Annotated in this window: 15 protein-coding genes; 5 read left to right on the top strand and 10 right to left on the bottom strand. The window is 64.4% G+C overall.

Annotated elements, in window-relative coordinates; translation table 11 throughout:
- The first annotated feature begins 65 nt into the window (after nucleotides 1-65).
- Entirely contained in the window at nucleotides 66-947 is an 882-nt protein-coding gene (locus LJE61_RS12145) for a TraB/GumN family protein (RefSeq protein WP_296909310.1), read from the top strand.
- 133 nt (nucleotides 948-1,080) lie between these two features.
- Nucleotides 1,081-1,812, top strand: a complete 732-nt coding sequence (locus tag LJE61_RS12140) for an MlaA family lipoprotein (protein WP_296909338.1) — start codon at nucleotides 1,081-1,083, stop codon at nucleotides 1,810-1,812.
- 35 nt (nucleotides 1,813-1,847) lie between these two features.
- Here LJE61_RS12140 and pyrC read toward each other — a convergent pair whose 3' ends face one another.
- The 10 genes from pyrC to LJE61_RS12090 all read right to left on the bottom strand — a co-directional run bounded on the left by pyrC (nucleotide 1,848) and on the right by LJE61_RS12090 (nucleotide 12,467).
- Complete coding sequence (gene pyrC / locus LJE61_RS12135; protein ID WP_296909311.1) at nucleotides 1,848-2,891, bottom strand: dihydroorotase; 1,044 nt, start codon at nucleotides 2,889-2,891, stop codon at nucleotides 1,848-1,850.
- 10 nt (nucleotides 2,892-2,901) lie between these two features.
- Nucleotides 2,902-3,099 (bottom strand): zinc-finger domain-containing protein, encoded by a 198-nt coding sequence (locus LJE61_RS12130; RefSeq protein WP_296909312.1) that lies wholly within the window; start codon nucleotides 3,097-3,099, stop codon nucleotides 2,902-2,904.
- Between the two features lie 259 nt (nucleotides 3,100-3,358).
- Nucleotides 3,359-4,282, bottom strand: coding sequence for a branched-chain amino acid transaminase (locus LJE61_RS12125; RefSeq protein ID WP_296909313.1), 924 nt, complete (start codon nucleotides 4,280-4,282; stop codon nucleotides 3,359-3,361).
- 63 nt (nucleotides 4,283-4,345) lie between these two features.
- Entirely contained in the window at nucleotides 4,346-7,210 is a 2,865-nt protein-coding gene (gene glnE / locus LJE61_RS12120) for a bifunctional [glutamate--ammonia ligase]-adenylyl-L-tyrosine phosphorylase/[glutamate--ammonia-ligase] adenylyltransferase (protein ID WP_296909314.1), read from the bottom strand.
- A gap of 10 nt (nucleotides 7,211-7,220) precedes the next feature.
- Nucleotides 7,221-8,132: a D-hexose-6-phosphate mutarotase gene (locus LJE61_RS12115; RefSeq protein ID WP_296918510.1), complete on the bottom strand. Its 912-nt coding sequence runs from the start codon at nucleotides 8,130-8,132 to the stop codon at nucleotides 7,221-7,223.
- A 287-nt stretch (nucleotides 8,133-8,419) separates the two neighbouring features.
- A complete protein-coding gene (locus LJE61_RS12110; RefSeq protein WP_296909316.1) occupies nucleotides 8,420-8,815 on the bottom strand; it encodes an Hsp20/alpha crystallin family protein in 396 nt (131 codons plus the stop codon).
- A gap of 79 nt (nucleotides 8,816-8,894) precedes the next feature.
- Entirely contained in the window at nucleotides 8,895-9,338 is a 444-nt protein-coding gene (locus LJE61_RS12105; RefSeq protein WP_296909317.1) for an Hsp20/alpha crystallin family protein, read from the bottom strand.
- A gap of 439 nt (nucleotides 9,339-9,777) precedes the next feature.
- Nucleotides 9,778-11,418 carry a chaperonin GroEL gene (gene groL, locus LJE61_RS12100; RefSeq protein ID WP_296909318.1) on the bottom strand — a complete coding sequence of 547 codons (1,641 nt, stop codon included), beginning with the start codon at nucleotides 11,416-11,418 and terminating at the stop codon, nucleotides 9,778-9,780.
- A 70-nt stretch (nucleotides 11,419-11,488) separates the two neighbouring features.
- Nucleotides 11,489-11,779: a co-chaperone GroES gene (groES, locus tag LJE61_RS12095; RefSeq protein ID WP_296909319.1), complete on the bottom strand. Its 291-nt coding sequence runs from the start codon at nucleotides 11,777-11,779 to the stop codon at nucleotides 11,489-11,491.
- A gap of 268 nt (nucleotides 11,780-12,047) precedes the next feature.
- On the bottom strand, nucleotides 12,048-12,467 hold the full coding sequence (locus LJE61_RS12090) for an FxsA family protein (RefSeq protein ID WP_296909320.1): 420 nt from the start codon (nucleotides 12,465-12,467) through the stop codon (nucleotides 12,048-12,050).
- A gap of 269 nt (nucleotides 12,468-12,736) precedes the next feature.
- Here LJE61_RS12090 and cutA point away from each other — a divergent pair, with 269 nt between their 5' ends.
- From cutA to LJE61_RS12075, 3 genes are all read left to right on the top strand, one after another.
- Complete coding sequence (cutA, locus tag LJE61_RS12085) at nucleotides 12,737-13,066, top strand: divalent-cation tolerance protein CutA (protein WP_296909321.1); 330 nt, start codon at nucleotides 12,737-12,739, stop codon at nucleotides 13,064-13,066.
- 167 nt (nucleotides 13,067-13,233) lie between these two features.
- Nucleotides 13,234-15,519 (top strand): protein-disulfide reductase DsbD, encoded by a 2,286-nt coding sequence (locus LJE61_RS12080; protein ID WP_296909322.1) that lies wholly within the window; start codon nucleotides 13,234-13,236, stop codon nucleotides 15,517-15,519.
- Nucleotides 15,516-16,097, top strand: coding sequence for a TlpA disulfide reductase family protein (locus LJE61_RS12075; RefSeq protein WP_296909323.1), 582 nt, complete (start codon nucleotides 15,516-15,518; stop codon nucleotides 16,095-16,097). The genes LJE61_RS12080 and LJE61_RS12075 overlap by 4 nt, the downstream gene beginning before the upstream one ends.
- The last annotated feature ends 22 nt before the right edge of the window (nucleotides 16,098-16,119 follow it).

The raw sequence follows: 16,119 nt of genomic DNA, 5'->3' as shown, positions 1-16,119 counted from the left end.
AGCGGATTCGATCGCGCCGGCCACGACCCTGCGGAGACTCTGATTCTCACCGCGTGACGCGTCTGATGACCATCCGACATCTGCTTCTCGGCCTGATCGGCGCCTGCCTTGCGATCGGGGGTGCACCGTCCACCGCAGAGACATCCGAGGCGCACGCGATCCTTTACGAGATCCGCTCCGGGAGCGGGACCACCCCGTGTTTTCTGTTCGGAACCATCCATAGTGACGATCGGCGTGTCGTGGAGCTCCCGGAGCAGGTTCGCGAGGCCTTCGCTGCAAGTCCAGGCCTCGCCCTCGAGGTCGTTCCGGACGGCCCGGCGATCATCAAGGCGATGGTGACCATGGCCTATACCGACGGGCGGCTGCTGCGCGATACGCTCCCGCCGGACCTCTATCGGGAGGCGACCCTCGCCCTCGGCGATCTCGGGATGTCCGAGGAGGCCTTCAAAGATCTGAAACCCTGGGCCGTGGTGACACTGCTCAGCGCACCCCCGTCCGATACGGGTGAGTTCCTGGACATGCTCCTCTATCGGAACGCCGTTTCCGACGGCAAGCAGATCCGGGGCCTGGAGACCATGGCGGAGCAGCTCGCCGTCTTCGATGACCTCGCCGAGCCCGACCAGATCGCGCTGCTGCGCGAAACCCTGGCTGCCCGAGAACATCTGCCCGCGATCCTCGAAGGGCTGATCACCGCCTATCTCGAGCGCGACATGGCAGGACTGAAGGCGCTGAGCGAATCCTATCTCGCCGAAACCGATCCCGGGCTGGCAGGCCTCTTCCGGACAGTCGTGATCGACTCGCGCAACCATCGGATGGTCGAGCGCATGGCGCCACTGATCGCGCAGGGCGGCTGGTTTATTGCCGTCGGCGCATTGCACATGTCAGGTGAGCTGGGGGTGGTGGAGCTCCTGCGCCGCAAAGACTATCAGGTGTCGGCGGTCTTCTGAGCGTCTTGAGTCGACGTCGGCGCAGGCTGTGATAGGATTCGGCCCATCTGCTGCGAGAGACCTGCAACGCATGCCGGACCCTGATTCACGCGCCTGCCGGAGTCGGCCTTTGCTGGCAGCATTGGGGATACTGATGCTCACGGGCGGGTGCGCATCGGCGCCGAGTCGGATTACGGACCCCCGCGATCCGCTCGAGCCCTTCAATCGAGCCGTTTATCGGTTCAACACCGACTTCGACAAGGCATTCCTTAAGCCGGCTGCGAAAGGCTATCGCGCAATCACTCCGGATCCGGTGGAGCGCGGAATCACCAACTTCTTCGGCAACCTCGCCGACGTGACGTCGGCAATCAACAACGTCATGCAATTCAAGATGTCGCGTGCCGGCAGCGACGTCGGTCGACTCTTCATCAATTCCACCGTGGGGGTCCTGGGCTTCGTTGACGTCGCAACCAATGTCGGTCTGCCGAGCTACAAGGAAGACTTCGGTCAGACGCTCGGCTACTGGGGCCTGGACTCCGGCGCCTACCTGATGTTGCCGTTCCTGGGGCCTAGCAGCGTGCGCGACGCGTTCGGCGAGGCCGGGGATCTGTTCACCGATCCGCTGTTCAATCTCGACCCGGTGTTCAACCTCAAGAGCGACGGAGTTTACTGGGGTCTTGTCGGACTGCGGGCCATCGATCGCCGAGCCAACCTCCTGACCACGACCGAGATCCTCGAGGACGCAGCCATCGACCCCTATATTTTGTTGCGCGATGCGTACCTGCAGCGTCGTCACTACCGGGTGCACGACGGGAATCCGCCGGAGGGCGAAGAGGACTTCTGGGACGAGGTCGACTTCGATACCAATCCCGAACCACGCCGTTAGATGCAGCCGATCGGCCCGCGCCGATCCGCTGCGGCTCAGGCGCCCAGCCGCCACCCGACAGATTCGCTGGCACGCAGTGGCACCACCCGGCTCGCACCGAAGGGATAGGACGGCGGCACCGTCCAGGGCTCATGTCGCAGGCAAATAGTCCCGCGATTGCGGGGGAGCCCATAGAAATCCGCGCCGTAATGGCTGGCGAACCCCTCCAGACGATCCAGGGCTCCCGCCTGCTCGAACACCTCGGCATAGAGCTCGATGGCCGCGTGGGCACTGAAGGTCCCCGCGCAGCCGCAGGCGCTCTCCTTGTCGCCGATCGGGTGTGGGGCACTATCCGTACCCAGGAAGAACCTGGGGTGGCCGCTCGTGGCGGCCGAGACCAGGGCCAGGCGGTGCGGCTCGCGCTTGAGGACAGGCAAACAGTAGAGATGAGGTCGGATCCCGCCCGCCAGCATGGCATTGCGGTTGTAAAGCAGATGATGGGGCGTGACGGTCGCGGCCAGGGTCGGGGGTCCCCCGCGCACGAAATCCACCGCCTCCGCTGTCGTGACATGCTCGAACACGACCTTGAGTCCGGGAAATTCGCGCACGATCGGCTCAAGGCGCTCCTCGATGAAGCGCCGCTCGCGATCGAAGATATCGACCCGATCGTCCGTCACCTCCCCATGTACCAGGAGACGGAGGCCCTCACGCTGCATGGCCTCGAAGACGCGATAGCGTCCGGGCAGGTCGGTGACACCGCTCTCCGAGTTGGTGGTTGCACCCGCCGGATAGAGCTTGCAGCCTAAGACCTGTCCGCTTGCCCTGGCCGTGGCAATCTCCGCCGGCGTCGTCTCATCTGTGAGATAGAGGGTCATCAAGGGCTGGAACTCGCTGCCGGGCGGCAGCGCGTGGAGGATGCGCTCCCGATAGCGCAGCGCCATGGCGGTATTCACCACCGGCGGTTTCAGGTTCGGCATGACGATGGCCCGGGCGAAGCGCCGGACGGTGTGCCCGAGGGCATCCGCCAGAACGGCCCCATCGCGGAGATGCAGATGCCAGTCGTCCGGTCGGGCGATTCGGATCTCGGTGTCCGGGGTCATGTCGGAGGCATCAGTCCATCAACCGATAGCGCGCCCCGCAATAGGGACAGACGGCCTCACGGCTCGGCTCGTCTTCGATCGGCAGATAGACCCGCGGATGCATATTCCAGACGGGGGCATCGGGCAAAGGGCAGGAGAGTGGCAGATCCTTGCGGCTGACCTCGATCAACCCATGCTCGGCCCGCGTCTCAAGGGCGGCGTCTGACATCGACTCTTTCTCCATCGCGTTGGTTATCCGGGATTGGCGCTCGAGATCAAGCGCAATACCCCCGATCCCGGTTCAAGCCGCGTCATGCATAGGCACCAAGGCTTCGATGATCGCACAAACACACTTCAACGACTCACCGAGCGGTGCGGTGAACGCGGTCCGAAGCAGACCTTCCTCAGCTTCAAATCGCGTCTGCGGCTGCGCGGCAAGGCGGGATCGAGCTCGGGCGGAAACCCGTGGAGGTCGCACTGCACGGGCTTCATACCAGGGTCAGCCATTCGGGGTGGGCCGGAAGGCGACCATGGACCAGATCGAAGTAGAGACCTTGGAGCCGCTCGGTGATCGGGCCACGGGTCCCGCTGCCGATGGCGCGTCCGTCGACCTCGCGGATCGGCGTCACCTCCGCGGCCGTTCCGGTGAAAAAGGCTTCGTCGGCGATATAGACCTCATCCCGCGTGATCCGCTTTTCCACCACCTGGATCCCCAACTCATGCGCGAGGCTCATGACGGTGCGACGGGTGATGCCGTCGAGTGCCGAGGTCAGGTCCGGGGTGTAGAGCACACCGTTGCGCACGATGAAGACATTCTCGCCGCTGCCCTCCATCACATAGCCCGAGGCATCCAGCATCAGGGCCTCGTCATAGCCGTCGCGCAGGGCCTCCTGAAGGGCCATCATCGAGTTCATGTAGTTGCCGTTTGCCTTGGCCCGGCACATGGTGATGTTGACATGGTGACGGGTGAAGGACGAGACCCGGATCCGGATGCCCTTGGTCATGTTCTCCTCGCCCAGGTAGGCGCCCCACTCCCAGGCCGCGACGATGCAATGCACCTGCAGATTATCGGCACGCAGCCCCATGCCTTCGGGGCCGTAGAAGAACATCGGACGGATATAAGCCGAATCGAGGCGGTTCTCACGCACCGCGATGCGCTGGGCCTCGTCGATGGTCTCGCGATCGTAAGGCAGCTTCATCCCCAGGATATGGGCGGAATCGAAGAGCCGGTCGGTATGGTCGCGCAGGCGGAAGATCGCGGTGCCGCTGTCGGTCCGATAGGCGCGCACCCCCTCGAAGACGCCCATCCCGTAATGGAAGGTGTGAGTCAGTACATGTGTCTGGGCCTCCCGCCAGGGCACCATCTCGCCGTTGTGCCAGATCAGGCCATCACGGTCCGCCATCGTTGCCATGTCGTGCTCACTCCGGTTGCATCGGGACACACGGGCCCCGGTTCGATTCGAGAGACCATCCCGTCAGCGCGGCCGCTCGTCCATCAGCTCGCGCCATAGACACGCCACCCGCTCGCGCTCCGAGTGCAGCTCGTCATCCCCGACGGTCTTGGGTTGCTCCTGCAGGGCGCTGCGATGATAGGCAGCACGGAGTGCCTTATAGGCCGCGGTGAGGTCGGCCGCCGCCTTGCCGGGCAGCAGATCGAGCTGTCCCAGCGCGTCGAGCAGACGCACGTTGTCGGTCCAGTCGGACAGCTCCGGATGCTCGAAAGCCCAGCGCAGGACCGTGTATTGAACCATAAACTCGATATCGGCAATACCGCCTGCACCTTGCTTGAGATCGAAGCGGCCGCCTCCGCTCTTGTCGAGATTGGCGCGCATCTTGGCCCGCATCTCCCGCACATCTGCGCGCAACTGTGCGGCATCGCGCTTGCGACAGATGATCCCGCGACGCAGCTCGGCGAAGCGCCGGGCCAAGAGGGGATCGCCCGCCACCGGGCGCGCCCGAACCAGTGCCTGATGCTCCCAGGTCCAGGCATCGCTCACTTGGTACGCCGCGAATGCATTCAGCGAGCGGGTCAGAAGACCCCGGTTCCCATCGGGGCGCAGGCGCATATCGATCTCATAGAGGACGCCAGAGGGGGTCTGGGTTGTCATCATGTGGATCATGCGCTGGCCCAGACGCGCAAAAAACTGCTCGTTGCTGATCGGCTTCCCACCGTCGGTCATGGCCGTCTGCCCCAGCGTGCCGTGGATGAAGACCAGATCGAGATCCGAGCCGTAACCCAGCTCGATCCCGCCGAGCTTTCCGTAACCGAGGACCAGGAATCCGGTCTCATCCCCGAGCAGCTGGGTTGGCCGGCCGTGGCGCCGGGCCAGGTGCTCGAAGGCCAGCCGCAGCACACAGCGGATGGAGACCTCTGCGATCTCGGTCAGATAGTCGCTCACGACCATCAGCGGGATCACCTCGGTCAGATCCGCAGCGGCGACCCGCAACATGTTTCCCTGCGCGAACTGGCGTAGACGCTCCATCTGCTGCTCCAGGTCATCCGCATCCACATGCAGCAGCAGGGCGTCGAGCTCAGCCTCCAGGTCGCCGCGACGGAGAGGCGCATAGAGCCGCCGCGGGTCAATCATCTCGTCCAGCAACAGGGGGTGACGGCAGATCCGATCGGTGAACCAGGGACTCATGCTCGCCAGGCGCGCAAGATGAGAAAGGATCACCGGATGCTCCACGAGCATGGCCAGGTAGGACGTCCGCCGCGCGACCGCCTCGAGCACCTTGAGCACCCGTTCCAGGGCGAGGTCCGGGTACTGGCTGGCGGAGGTCACCTGCATCACGAGCGGCATCAGCCGTTCCAGTCGATCGTAGCCGCGGCGACTCAGTCCCTTGCGAGCGATGGCATCGCGGAACTGCCCGAGTCGGCTTTGGGCCGCCTCCGGATCGGTAAAGCCCGCCTCGGTGAGCGCGGGGACATCGTGCGACGATTGAGCTTCGTTATGCCAGAGGGCGACCCATCCGGACGCGTGTGAGGGCCCCTCGGTTTCAGGGGCGGCAAAGACCTCGTCGAACTGCTCCTGAACCTGGCTACGGTGGTCCCGCAACACGAAGTCAAACGCCGGCCAATCCGCGAATCCCATCGCACGCGCGAGACGTGTCCGTCCCATGTCGTCCGCGGGAAGCAGATGGGTCTGTCTGTCACGATGAGCCTGGAGGCGATTCTCCACCAGGCGGAGAAAACAGTACGCGGCATCGAGCTTCTGCACAGCGGACGCAGGCATCAGCTGCTTCTGAGCCAACACAGCGAGCACTTCGCGGATAGGACGGATCTGGAGATCCGGGTCACGTCCGCCACGGATCAACTGGAAGGACTGACCGATGAATTCGATCTCCCTGATCCCGCCCGGCCCCAGCTTAATGTTCGCGTCCATCCCGCGACGATAGAGCTCTTTGGCGATCATCTGCTTGAGATCGCGCAGCGACTCGATGGCACCGAAGTCGAGATAGCGACGATAGACGAACGGGCGCAGCAGGGCCATCAGCTGGGCCGCATCGGCAGGGGCACCTGCCACGACCCGCGCCTTGATCATGGCGTAACGCTCCCACTCTCTGGCCTGGCTCTGGTAGTAGTCGTCCAGGGCATCGAAGCTCATCGCAAGAGGCCCGGACTCACCAAAGGGCCGCAGGCGCGTGTCGACCCTGAACACGAAGCCGTCCACCGTGTGGCTCCCCAATGCCTGGACGAGCCGCTGACCCAGCTTGAGGAAGAACTGCTCGTTGGTCAACCGACGCGGACCACCCTCGACCTCTCCGTTGCTCGCAAAGCCAAAGATGAGATCGATGTCGGAGCTCAGGTTCAGCTCGCGCGCACCGAGCTTACCCATCCCGAGCACCAGCATCTGCTGCTCGCGTCCCTCGCTATCCCGTGGTGTGCCGAGCTCGGCACAGGTCCAGGTATGCAACCGGTCGAGCGCGCGCCGGACAGAGAGGTCGGCCAGCTCGGTGAGATGCTCGAGGGTCTCCCCCAGGGCGGCGCGCCCGGTGACGTCGCGCCAGATGATTCGCATCATCTCGCGCCGGCGGAACCGACGCAGCGCCCGCTGGAGTCCGGTCTCATCCGTGACCCCCGAGAGCGCCGCATCCAATCCCCGGGCGAGGTAGACGGGGTCGTGGACCTGCTCCAGATCCCCGGTCGCGATCAGATCGGCGAGCACCTCAGGATGCCGGGCGGCCGTGATGGCGACGTACTCGCTGGCCTCCCAGACACGTGCCCGCGCCGACGCGAACTCCAACTCGCCGGGCACCTCGACGCCCTGCTCGAGCGCCCAGTCGAGCCAGGTCTGCCAGTGGGCCTCGGTGATCGGATCCAGATTCCGAAAGCCGTCCATCAGCCGCTGGTCAGAGTGGCTCGACGGCATAGCAGGCCCCAAGACGATAGTCCTCGCCAGCTGGAATCTCGATCACCTCGGAGGCCGTGTTGACCGTCTCGACGCAGATGAAGCGCCGATAGTCTTGGTCATCGAGATCGTCCATGGCCATTGCGGTCTCCGCCCATGGGTTCCAGACGACGGCCGTGCGGCTCTGCTCGGATTCGATGCGGATGCGCCGACCCATGGCCGGATCGATGATGTTGAGCACTGAGGGGACATCCTCGTAGATGCGGTTGACCTCGCGCTCAAACCCCACGGGGCCGTGCTGCGTCAGGACGGCCCCGGCGCCGTCCTTCGCCTGGTCGATATAGCGGCAGCCGTCGAGACCCTCGACCCGGACACCGTCCACATCCCCGATCTTGAAGTACGCATGCAGGCCCTGCGTGATCCGAAACGGCCGATCGCCCGCGTTACGCGTGACCAAGTCCACTGCGAGGGCTCCGGCCAGCCGGATATCAACCAAGAGATTGAAATACTGGGGCCAGATCGCCCGTGTATCCTTATCGTCCGCGATCCCGAGCCGGACCCGAGTCGAGCCGTCGTCAAGCGCCTCGGTCGTAAGCACCGTCCACGGCCATGCACGAACAAAACCGTGTGCGGGTCGACCCTTACCCTCCGGGTCCGGACCAAACCAGGGCCAACAGACGGGAATCCCGCCCTTGATCGCCTTTCCTTCGCTGAAGTAGGCGCGATCGCTGACGAACAACAGGTCTTCTGCCGCGTCGACAGGTCGGTACGCCAACACCTGGCCACCATAGGGTGAGATCAGGGCCGTTGCATGCGCGTTGGCGATCTCAATCATGACGAAACCGCCACGACCTTTCGTAAATCGCAAAACGCCGTCGATGCCGTGCTCAGCGTTCAATGCCTCGATGTCCATGGATGATCCTCCGACCCGGGTGGGCAGTCAGCCTAGAAGATGTCGATCGCAGTGCTCACAGGAACCGAGTCGCAGCGGCGCGGCCGGACGGCGCGGATCCGCTCGTCCGGCGCAAGAGGTACCCGCATGAATACGGGAAACAGGGACCCCATCACTCGCCAAGCCCCGCCGGTCGCGGGAGCGGGTCAAGACAGGAGGCCTATGCGATTCTTGCCGAGGCGCGGCGGATTGTCACGCCATCCCCACCACGCTTGCGACGCGCAGGGCCGCAGGCCCTGCGCGCCGTTTCAACCCACGTTGATCTGGATCTTACGGGGCTGCAGCTCGGCCCGTTTCGGGACCCTGAGGGTGAGCACTCCGTCCTGCATCTGGGCCTCGATCTGGTCGGCCTGCAGCTCATGGCTCAAGGTGAAGCTGCGCCTGAACTGAGTGGTGCGCAGGTCTGCATAGAGCGCTTCCATGTCGGCGGGCATCTCGATTGCCGCCTCGCCCTCGACGACCAGGGTATCCTGGTCGACCTGGACCGAAAGGCGCTCGCGCGACACGCCCGGGAGGTCGGCCTTGAGGGTGATGCCCGTGGCGTCTTCATAGATATCGACCGGCGGCAAGAGAGCCGATCCCGCGCCGCGAGCGGGCTGCGTCTCACCTGACTCTCGCGCCTGCACCGATTTTTTCTCGTTCATCGTGAAACTCCTCGATATCGTTCGTGTTTGATTCGGTCCTCGTAAGACCTTGCCCAAGCGCATGGCTGGCCGTGGCGGACTATTTGACCTCGATCCGCCGCGGCTTGACCTCCTCACGCCGCTCGACCGTCAGGTGCAGCACACCATCACGATAGTCCGCCTGCACCTTGTCGGGGTCCACATCCTCGGGCAGCGTGATGACTCGGCGAAAACCACCGCTGAAACGCTCGCGCCGGTAGAGCTGGATGTCATCCGGCAACGCGTCCTTGCGCTCGCCTGCGATGGTCAGCAGATTCTGCTGGATCGAGATCTCCAGACTCTTCGGGTCGACGCCCGCGGCAAACACATAAACGTCCACCCGACTGGGCGATGCCCCAACGTTGATCGCCGGGTAGGTCCCCGAGGCGACCGAACGGATCCCCGAGGGGGCCGGTCGGCCACCGAAGAGGGCGTCCATGTCCTGGCGCATGCCCTCGAGCTGACTGAGTAGATCGCTGTCGAAGCTTCTAAGATAGCCCCACATGGCTGGCCTCCGGTTGTCGTTCCGAGGTGAAAGGAGCGCCACGCGACCGTGTCGCGCGAGCCCTCCCACAGTCTAGACGGAGCCCACTCATTCCGCATGTCAGATCCCAACCGATTGGTTTCACGACCTCTTCGTAGGGCCTGTTAGGATCCGAGCAGGGGATCGACGGTCAGGATGACCGGCCATCGGGACCGCCACTCTCAACGACGCCAGGTCAATGCCCGAGTCCTGTGCCCGCAGCTCGGGCCAGGCCACCGCAACACCGACGAGCAGCGAATAGGCCGCCGGCAGGGCGACACGAGGAGGCAGCAGCAAACGGGCTGTCTGGGATCTCAAGCGGATCATCGGGTATCACTGCAATGTCATATTCAGCAGCACTGAGCACAAAAAACCCCGCCGAAGCGGGGTTTTTGATCGCACATCTGCGTGAGCCGGGGCCTTACATCATCCCCATGTCGCCCATGCCTCCCATTCCGCCGCCGCCGGGCATCGGGGCCTCCTCCTTGGGCTCCTCGGCGACCATCGCCTCGGTGGTGATCATAAGACCGGCGACCGACGCGGCATTCTGGAGCGCCGAGCGGGTGACCTTGGTGGGATCAAGGATGCCCATGTCGACCATGTCGCCGTATTCACCGTTGGCCGCGTTGTAACCGAAGTTACCTGATCCCTCGACCACCTTATGAAGGATGACGGAGGGCTCACAGCCGGCATTGGCGACGATCTGACGCAGCGGCTCTTCCATGGCGCGGCGGGCAATCGTGATGCCGACATCCTGGTCATGGTTGGCGCCGGTAAGGGCCTGAATCGCGGTCTGGGCGCGCACGAGGGCAACACCGCCGCCGGGAACGATCCCTTCCTCGACCGCTGCTCGGGTCGCGTGCAGGGCATCCTCGACCCGTGCCTTCTTCTCCTTCATCTCCATCTCGGTCGCGGCACCGACCTTGATGACGGCCACACCGCCGGCGAGCTTGGCCAGGCGCTCTTGGAGCTTCTCCCGATCGTAGTCGGAGGTCGTCTCCTCGACCTGGGCGCGGATCTGCTCGCAGCGTGCCTTGATGTCCATCTCGGAGCCGGCGCCGTCGATGATGGTGGTCTCGTCCTTACCGATCTGCACCTTCTTGGCGGTACCCAGATCATTCAGGCTGGCCTTCTCAAGCGTCAGGCCGACCTCCTCGGAGATGACGGTCGCACCGGTGAGGATCGCGATGTCCTGCAGCATGGCCTTGCGACGGTCGCCGAAACCGGGCGCCTTGACCGCACAGACCTTGACGATGCCGCGGATCGTGTTGACGACCAGCGTGGCCAGCGCCTCACCCTCGACGTCCTCGGCGACGATCAACAGCGGACGCCCGGCCTTGGCGACAGACTCCAGCACGGGCAGCAGCTCACGGATGTTGGAGATCTTCTTGTCGTGTAGCAGAATGTAAGGGTCTTCCAACTCGGCGCTCTGGCTCTGCTGGTTATTGATGAAGTAAGGAGAGAGATAGCCGCGATCGAACTGCATGCCCTCCACCACATCGAGCTCGTTGTGGAGGGACGTGCCATCCTCGACGGTGATGACGCCTTCCTTTCCGACCTTCTCCATCGCCTCGGCGATGATCTGGCCGATCGACTCGTCGGCGTTGGCCGAAATGGTGCCGACCTGGGCGATGGCCTTGCTTTCGGTGCACGGCTTGGAGACGTTCTTGAGCTCCTCGACAGCCGCCTCGACAGCCTTATCGATCCCGCGTTTGAGATCCATCGGGTTCATGCCGGCGGCAACCGCTTTCAGCCCTTCGCGGACCATGGCCTGGGCAAGAACGGTCGCGGTGGTGGTGCCGTCGCCCGCCACGTCGGAGGTGTGAGAAGCGACCTCCTTGACCATCTGCGCCCCCATGTTCTCGAATTTGTCCTGGAGCTCGACCTCCTTGGCGACGGAAACGCCGTCCTTGGTCACGGTCGGCGCACCGAAGGACTTTTCGAGGACCACGTTGCGGCCCTTGGGTCCCAGCGTGACCTTTACGGCGTTGGCGAGGATGTTCACACCCTCCATCATGCGAACGCGGGCATCCCCGCCGAACTTCACGTCTTTTGCACTCATGGTGTCTTACCTCGATTCTTAACGGTTCTCTGAGAGAGCTTGCGTGGCTCAGATAAAGCGGGGGCTGACCTCAACCCTCGACGACGCCCATGATGTCTTCTTCGCGCATCACCAGGAGCTCGTTACCGTCGAGCTTCACCTCGGTGCCGGAATACTTGCCAAACAGGACGCGGTCACCGACCTTGACGTCGAGCGGACGGCTCTCTCCATTGTCGAGAATCTTGCCTTTGCCGACGGCGATGACCTCGCCCTGGATCGGCTTCTCGGTCGCAGAATCCGGGATCACGATGCCGCCGGCGGTCGTACGCTCTTCTTCCATACGACGGACAACGACGCGGTCGTGCAGGGGGCGAATCTTCATTAGGGGATCTCCTCGTGCAGTTGACAGGTTTGAAGTGCACCCGAGCAGGCCTGGCCAGACTGTTAGCACTCAACTCAGACGAGTGCTAATAGTAGAGCCAAATCATCACCTGTCAAGCGCTGAGCGCCACGCGGAGCGCCGTTTTGAACCGGTTGGGGGGCGTCACGAGCCAAAGACTCGGGATCCTGCAACACCGCCTCGGCCGCGGCTCGATCCGGACAATCCACCAGGCCTGATCGCCGCTCGAGGCTTGAGGTCACACGCGCCGTCAATCCTCGCGCCGATAGTCGCCCTCGATGATCCGGGGGCGGTCTTCCCCTTTGAGGGAGCCATGCGGACGGGCCGGAATCACGTGGACGGCCCGCCCGACGAGCCGTTTTCGCAAGGCCGGGACGAGCAACAAGAAGCCGGCGGCGTCCGTCATGAAGCCCGGCAGAAGCAGAAAGAGTCCTGCCACGATGAGGAGCGCACCATCCAGCATTTCAAGGGCCGGAATCTCGCCTCGGTCGGCCATCTCGCGGACCCGCAGCAGCAGGCCGAAGCCTTGGCGTCGGACCAGCCAGGTCCCGATCACGGCAGTGAGGACGGAGAGGGCAATGGTGGGAAACGCCCCGATCTCGGAGCCGACCCGGATCAGGACGTACAGCTCGAGCAACGGCAGGCCGACAAGCAGAAGCAAAACAGGCACGACGATGGTCCCAGGAGTCGTTCGGTCGGTCGGCTGACGCCGATATGACCGATGAGCACGGTGGTAGAAGAACCCGCATCGGATGCAGGATAGTGCAACCCTGGTCACGATGAAATGCCGTCTGGCCTTCGATCGGATCGGTTTGGCGACGGACGCATCCGAGACGGCCCCTGCCCGAGACGCATCCCGATGGCCCCGGCTGCGGCGGATTGCTCAGCCCCGGCGATTCGGAGATCCTCATGGCGCGATTCGATCAAGGACCCGTTAGCATGACGCCAAGTCACCGATTGATCCTGTGCACCTGCCCCGATCAGGACACCGCGCTCCGGATTGCGGAGCACCTGATCCAGGAAAGACTTGCCGCCTGCGTCAACCTGATGCCCGGCATCACCTCGATCTACCTCTGGGAAGGTCGGATGCAGCGCGATCCCGAGGTCTTGGCCTTGATCAAGACCACGGTCGAGCGCGTCGCGGCACTGACCGGACGACTGCGCCAATTGCATCCCTACGCGGTGCCGGAGATCATCGCGGTCCCGATCACCGAGGGACTCCCCGACTATCTGAGCTGGGTAACGACATGCACCAACAACGACGACTAAGCTCCTCCGCCGGGCCCGCAGTCGAGACGCCGCGACCCGCGACCATGCACGTGGGTGCCGACCAGAACAAGCGTCGCCGAAGCCGGCCCTGGTCGACCGGCGCACCCCGCCCGTTCGGTGTCTTGGCCCTGACCTGGCTTCTCGCCGGCGGCCTATCGGCTCCTGCCATGGCCGAGGATGAATTCCTCTTGCCTGATCAGGCCTTCCGGATCTCCGGCGCGGCCGACGGACCCGACAGGGTCCGAGTGCGCTGGGAGATTGCCGATGGCTATTACATGTACCAGAGCAAGTTCGGCTTCGAGACGGACACAGCGGGTATGTCGACCGGCGCCCCGAGCCTGCCGGCGGCGGAGACGAAGGAGGACGAGTTCTTCGGCAAGGTGCAGATCTATCGTGACAGCGTCGAGATTCGCGTGCCGGTCGCCCGTTCGACCGGGGCCGAGAACATCCTGACCCTGGAAGCCACCTCGCAAGGCTGCGCCGACGCGGGCCTGTGCTATCCCCCGCATCGGCAGCGGATCTTGCTCGAGCTGCCCGCCCTGACGGAGGTATCCACGGCGTCAGACGAGTCCGCTCAGCCCGCCGCGGCGGCGGACCCCGGCGGGTCGGCGATTGAAGGCGAGCAATCCCTCAACGGCTTGGCGGGATTCGGCCAAACGTTGGGCCTCGGCACGGATGACGACATCCTGCCCGCCGAGGAGGCGTTCCGCTTCGCTGCCGAGGTCGCCGGCCCCGACGAGCTCCAGTTGACCTGGGACATCGCTCCCGAGACCTACCTCTACGGCCACCTGCTCGAGATAGCACTGGAGAACGCCCCAACGGCCGCAATCGGCGATTTCAAGCGCCCTGCGGGCGACATCAAGAAAGATTCGATCCTCCCGGACGGCAGCGTCGGCGATGTCGAGGTCTACCATGATCGCGTCGACTTGACCGTGCCGCTGCTACGCGGATCCGGTGAGCCAACCGAGATCACCCTCGTCGCGAAGTATCAAGGCTGCGCGGAGATCGGAATCTGTTATCCCCCGCAGACGCGGCGGGTCAAGCTGACCCTGCCCGAGACAACGGTGACAACGGCCCTCCCGACGGCCGGCGCCGCGGCCGTCCGGTCAGCCCCCCCAACCGCCCGGAGCGGCGCCGATGAACCCGTCTCGGAGCAGGACCGGATCGCCTCGGTCCTCGCGACTAGCGGAATCTGGGTGGTGATCGCGGCCTTCTTCGGCTTCGGCCTGCTGCTCGCCCTCACCCCCTGCGTCTTCCCCATGATCCCAATCCTCTCCGGTATCATCGCCGGACAGGGACCCGGCATCACGACACGCAAGGCCTTCATGCTCTCGGTCGCCTACGTCCTGGCTATGGCCTTGACCTACACGGTGATCGGGGTCTTGGCAGGCCTGTTCGGCGCCAACCTGCAGGCGGCCTTCCAGAACCCCTGGATCCTCAGCGCCTTTGCAATGGTCTTCGTGCTGCTCGCGTTGTCCATGTTCGGTTTCTACGACCTGCAGCTGCCATCGCGCCTCCAGTCCAAGCTCGCCGAGATCAGCAACAAACAGGAGGGCGGTACCTTGATCGGCGTGGCCATCATGGGTCTGCTCTCTGCACTCATCGTGGGCCCTTGCGTTGCGCCGCCTCTGTTCGGGGCACTCATCTACATCAGTCAGACCGGCGACGCCGTCCTAGGCGGCATCGCGCTGTTCGCGCTCAGCATGGGGATGGGCGCACCCCTGATCGTGATCGGCACCTCGGCGGGCAAGCTGCTGCCGCGCGCTGGAGCTTGGATGGACGCGGTCAAGGCCGTCTTCGGCGTCGCCCTGCTCGCAGTCGCCATCTTCATGCTCGAGCGCATCCTGCCGCCGGCGGTCGCCATGGTCTTGTGGGGTCTGCTCCTGATCAGCTCGGCAGTCTACATGGGTGCGCTGACCCAACTGCCGCCCGACAGCAGTGGCTGGAGCAAGCTCTGGAAGGGCCTCGGGGTCTTCCTGCTCATCTATGGCGCCTTGATGCTGCTCGGGGCCGCGGCAGGGGGCAAGGACACGGTCCAGCCGCTGCGCGGACTCGCCGTCGGCGGCGGGGGCGGGGTCGCGGCGGAGGCGACGTTCGCACGCATCAAGACGGTCGAGGATCTCGATCGGGAGATCGCGAAGGCGGGCGAGATCGGCAAGCCGGTCATGCTCGACTTCTATGCCGACTGGTGTGTCACCTGCAAGGAGCTGGAGCGCTACACCTTCAGCGATCCGGCGGTGATCTCCGAGATGAGCCGCTTCGTGCTGTTGCAAGCGGACGTGACCGCCAGCGACGCCGAGGATCGGGCCCTGATGCAGGGTCGCTTCGGCATCCCCGGGCCACCGGCCATCCTCTTCTTCGACACCTCAGGGAGCGAGCTCAAGGGCTACCGCATGGTTGGCTTCAAGTCCGCGGATGCCTTCGTCGAGCATCTGCGCAGGGCCGCGCCATGAGCCCGCTCAAGGTCGGAGCCGTGGCGGTGCTCGCCGGCGGCATCAGCGTCGGAATCGCGGTGCTGGGCCAACGCTGGTTGAGCGAGCCCCTGCCAAATGCGGAGTTGTCAGGCGCCGCCCAACTCCAGACTCTGCCCGACTTTCGGCTGACCGACACCGAAGGACACGAGGTCCAGAGCGGCGCTTGGTCCGGCAAGATCCTGGTCATCCATTACTGGGCAAGCTGGTGCCCACCCTGCGTGCGCGAGATGCCGTTGTTCATTCACGCGCAGGAGACGCTCGGCAAGGCCGGTGTGCAGGTTGTCGGAATCGCCGTGGACCGCCTCGAGGACGTGGCTGAGTTCGTCGCCAGATACCCGGTCAACTACCCCATCCTGATCGCCAACCCCGAGGCGGTGGCCCTCTCGAGGCGACTCGGTAACCGGGTGGAGGGGCTCCCCTTCACGGTGATCTTCGATCGCCGCGGGCGGCGTGTCTTCAGTCGCACCGGAGAGATCACGGCCGCAGAGCTCGAGCGGCAGCTCGGCGGACTGATCAACGCAGCGGGGCACGGAGCGCCGTCGGAGGAAGCCTCTTAGCTGGACATGATCGCGTAAAATC

This window comes from Thiocapsa sp., from assembly GCF_022340925.1.
In the GTDB taxonomy this organism is placed as follows: Bacteria; Pseudomonadota; Gammaproteobacteria; order Chromatiales; family Chromatiaceae; genus Thiocapsa.
The sequence above is the reverse complement of the archived record's forward strand: the minus strand, read 5'-3'. Positions and strand labels throughout refer to the sequence as shown.

Bases quoted from the DNA above. Each gene is read 5' to 3' on its own strand.
- LJE61_RS12145 (WP_296909310.1), top strand. From the start codon at position 66: ATGACCATCCGACATCTGCTTCTCGGCCTGATCGGCGCCTGCCTTGCG.
- LJE61_RS12105 (WP_296909317.1), bottom strand. From the start codon at position 9,338: ATGTGGGGCTATCTTAGAAGCTTCGACAGCGATCTACTCAGTCAGCTC.
- groES (WP_296909319.1), bottom strand. From the start codon at position 11,779: ATGAAGATTCGCCCCCTGCACGACCGCGTCGTTGTCCGTCGTATGGAA.
- glnE (WP_296909314.1), bottom strand. From the start codon at position 7,210: ATGGACGGCTTTCGGAATCTGGATCCGATCACCGAGGCCCACTGGCAG.
- LJE61_RS12130 (WP_296909312.1), bottom strand. From the start codon at position 3,099: ATGTCAGACGCCGCCCTTGAGACGCGGGCCGAGCATGGGTTGATCGAG.
- LJE61_RS12140 (WP_296909338.1), top strand. From the start codon at position 1,081: ATGCTCACGGGCGGGTGCGCATCGGCGCCGAGTCGGATTACGGACCCC.
- groL (WP_296909318.1), bottom strand. From the start codon at position 11,418: ATGAGTGCAAAAGACGTGAAGTTCGGCGGGGATGCCCGCGTTCGCATG.
- pyrC (WP_296909311.1), bottom strand. From the start codon at position 2,891: ATGACCCCGGACACCGAGATCCGAATCGCCCGACCGGACGACTGGCAT.
- LJE61_RS12080 (WP_296909322.1), top strand. From the start codon at position 13,234: ATGGCCGAGGATGAATTCCTCTTGCCTGATCAGGCCTTCCGGATCTCC.
- LJE61_RS12125 (WP_296909313.1), bottom strand. From the start codon at position 4,282: ATGGCAACGATGGCGGACCGTGATGGCCTGATCTGGCACAACGGCGAG.
- cutA (WP_296909321.1), top strand. From the start codon at position 12,737: ATGACGCCAAGTCACCGATTGATCCTGTGCACCTGCCCCGATCAGGAC.
- LJE61_RS12110 (WP_296909316.1), bottom strand. From the start codon at position 8,815: ATGAACGAGAAAAAATCGGTGCAGGCGCGAGAGTCAGGTGAGACGCAG.
- LJE61_RS12115 (WP_296918510.1), bottom strand. From the start codon at position 8,132: ATGGACATCGAGGCATTGAACGCTGAGCACGGCATCGACGGCGTTTTG.
- LJE61_RS12075 (WP_296909323.1), top strand. From the start codon at position 15,516: ATGAGCCCGCTCAAGGTCGGAGCCGTGGCGGTGCTCGCCGGCGGCATC.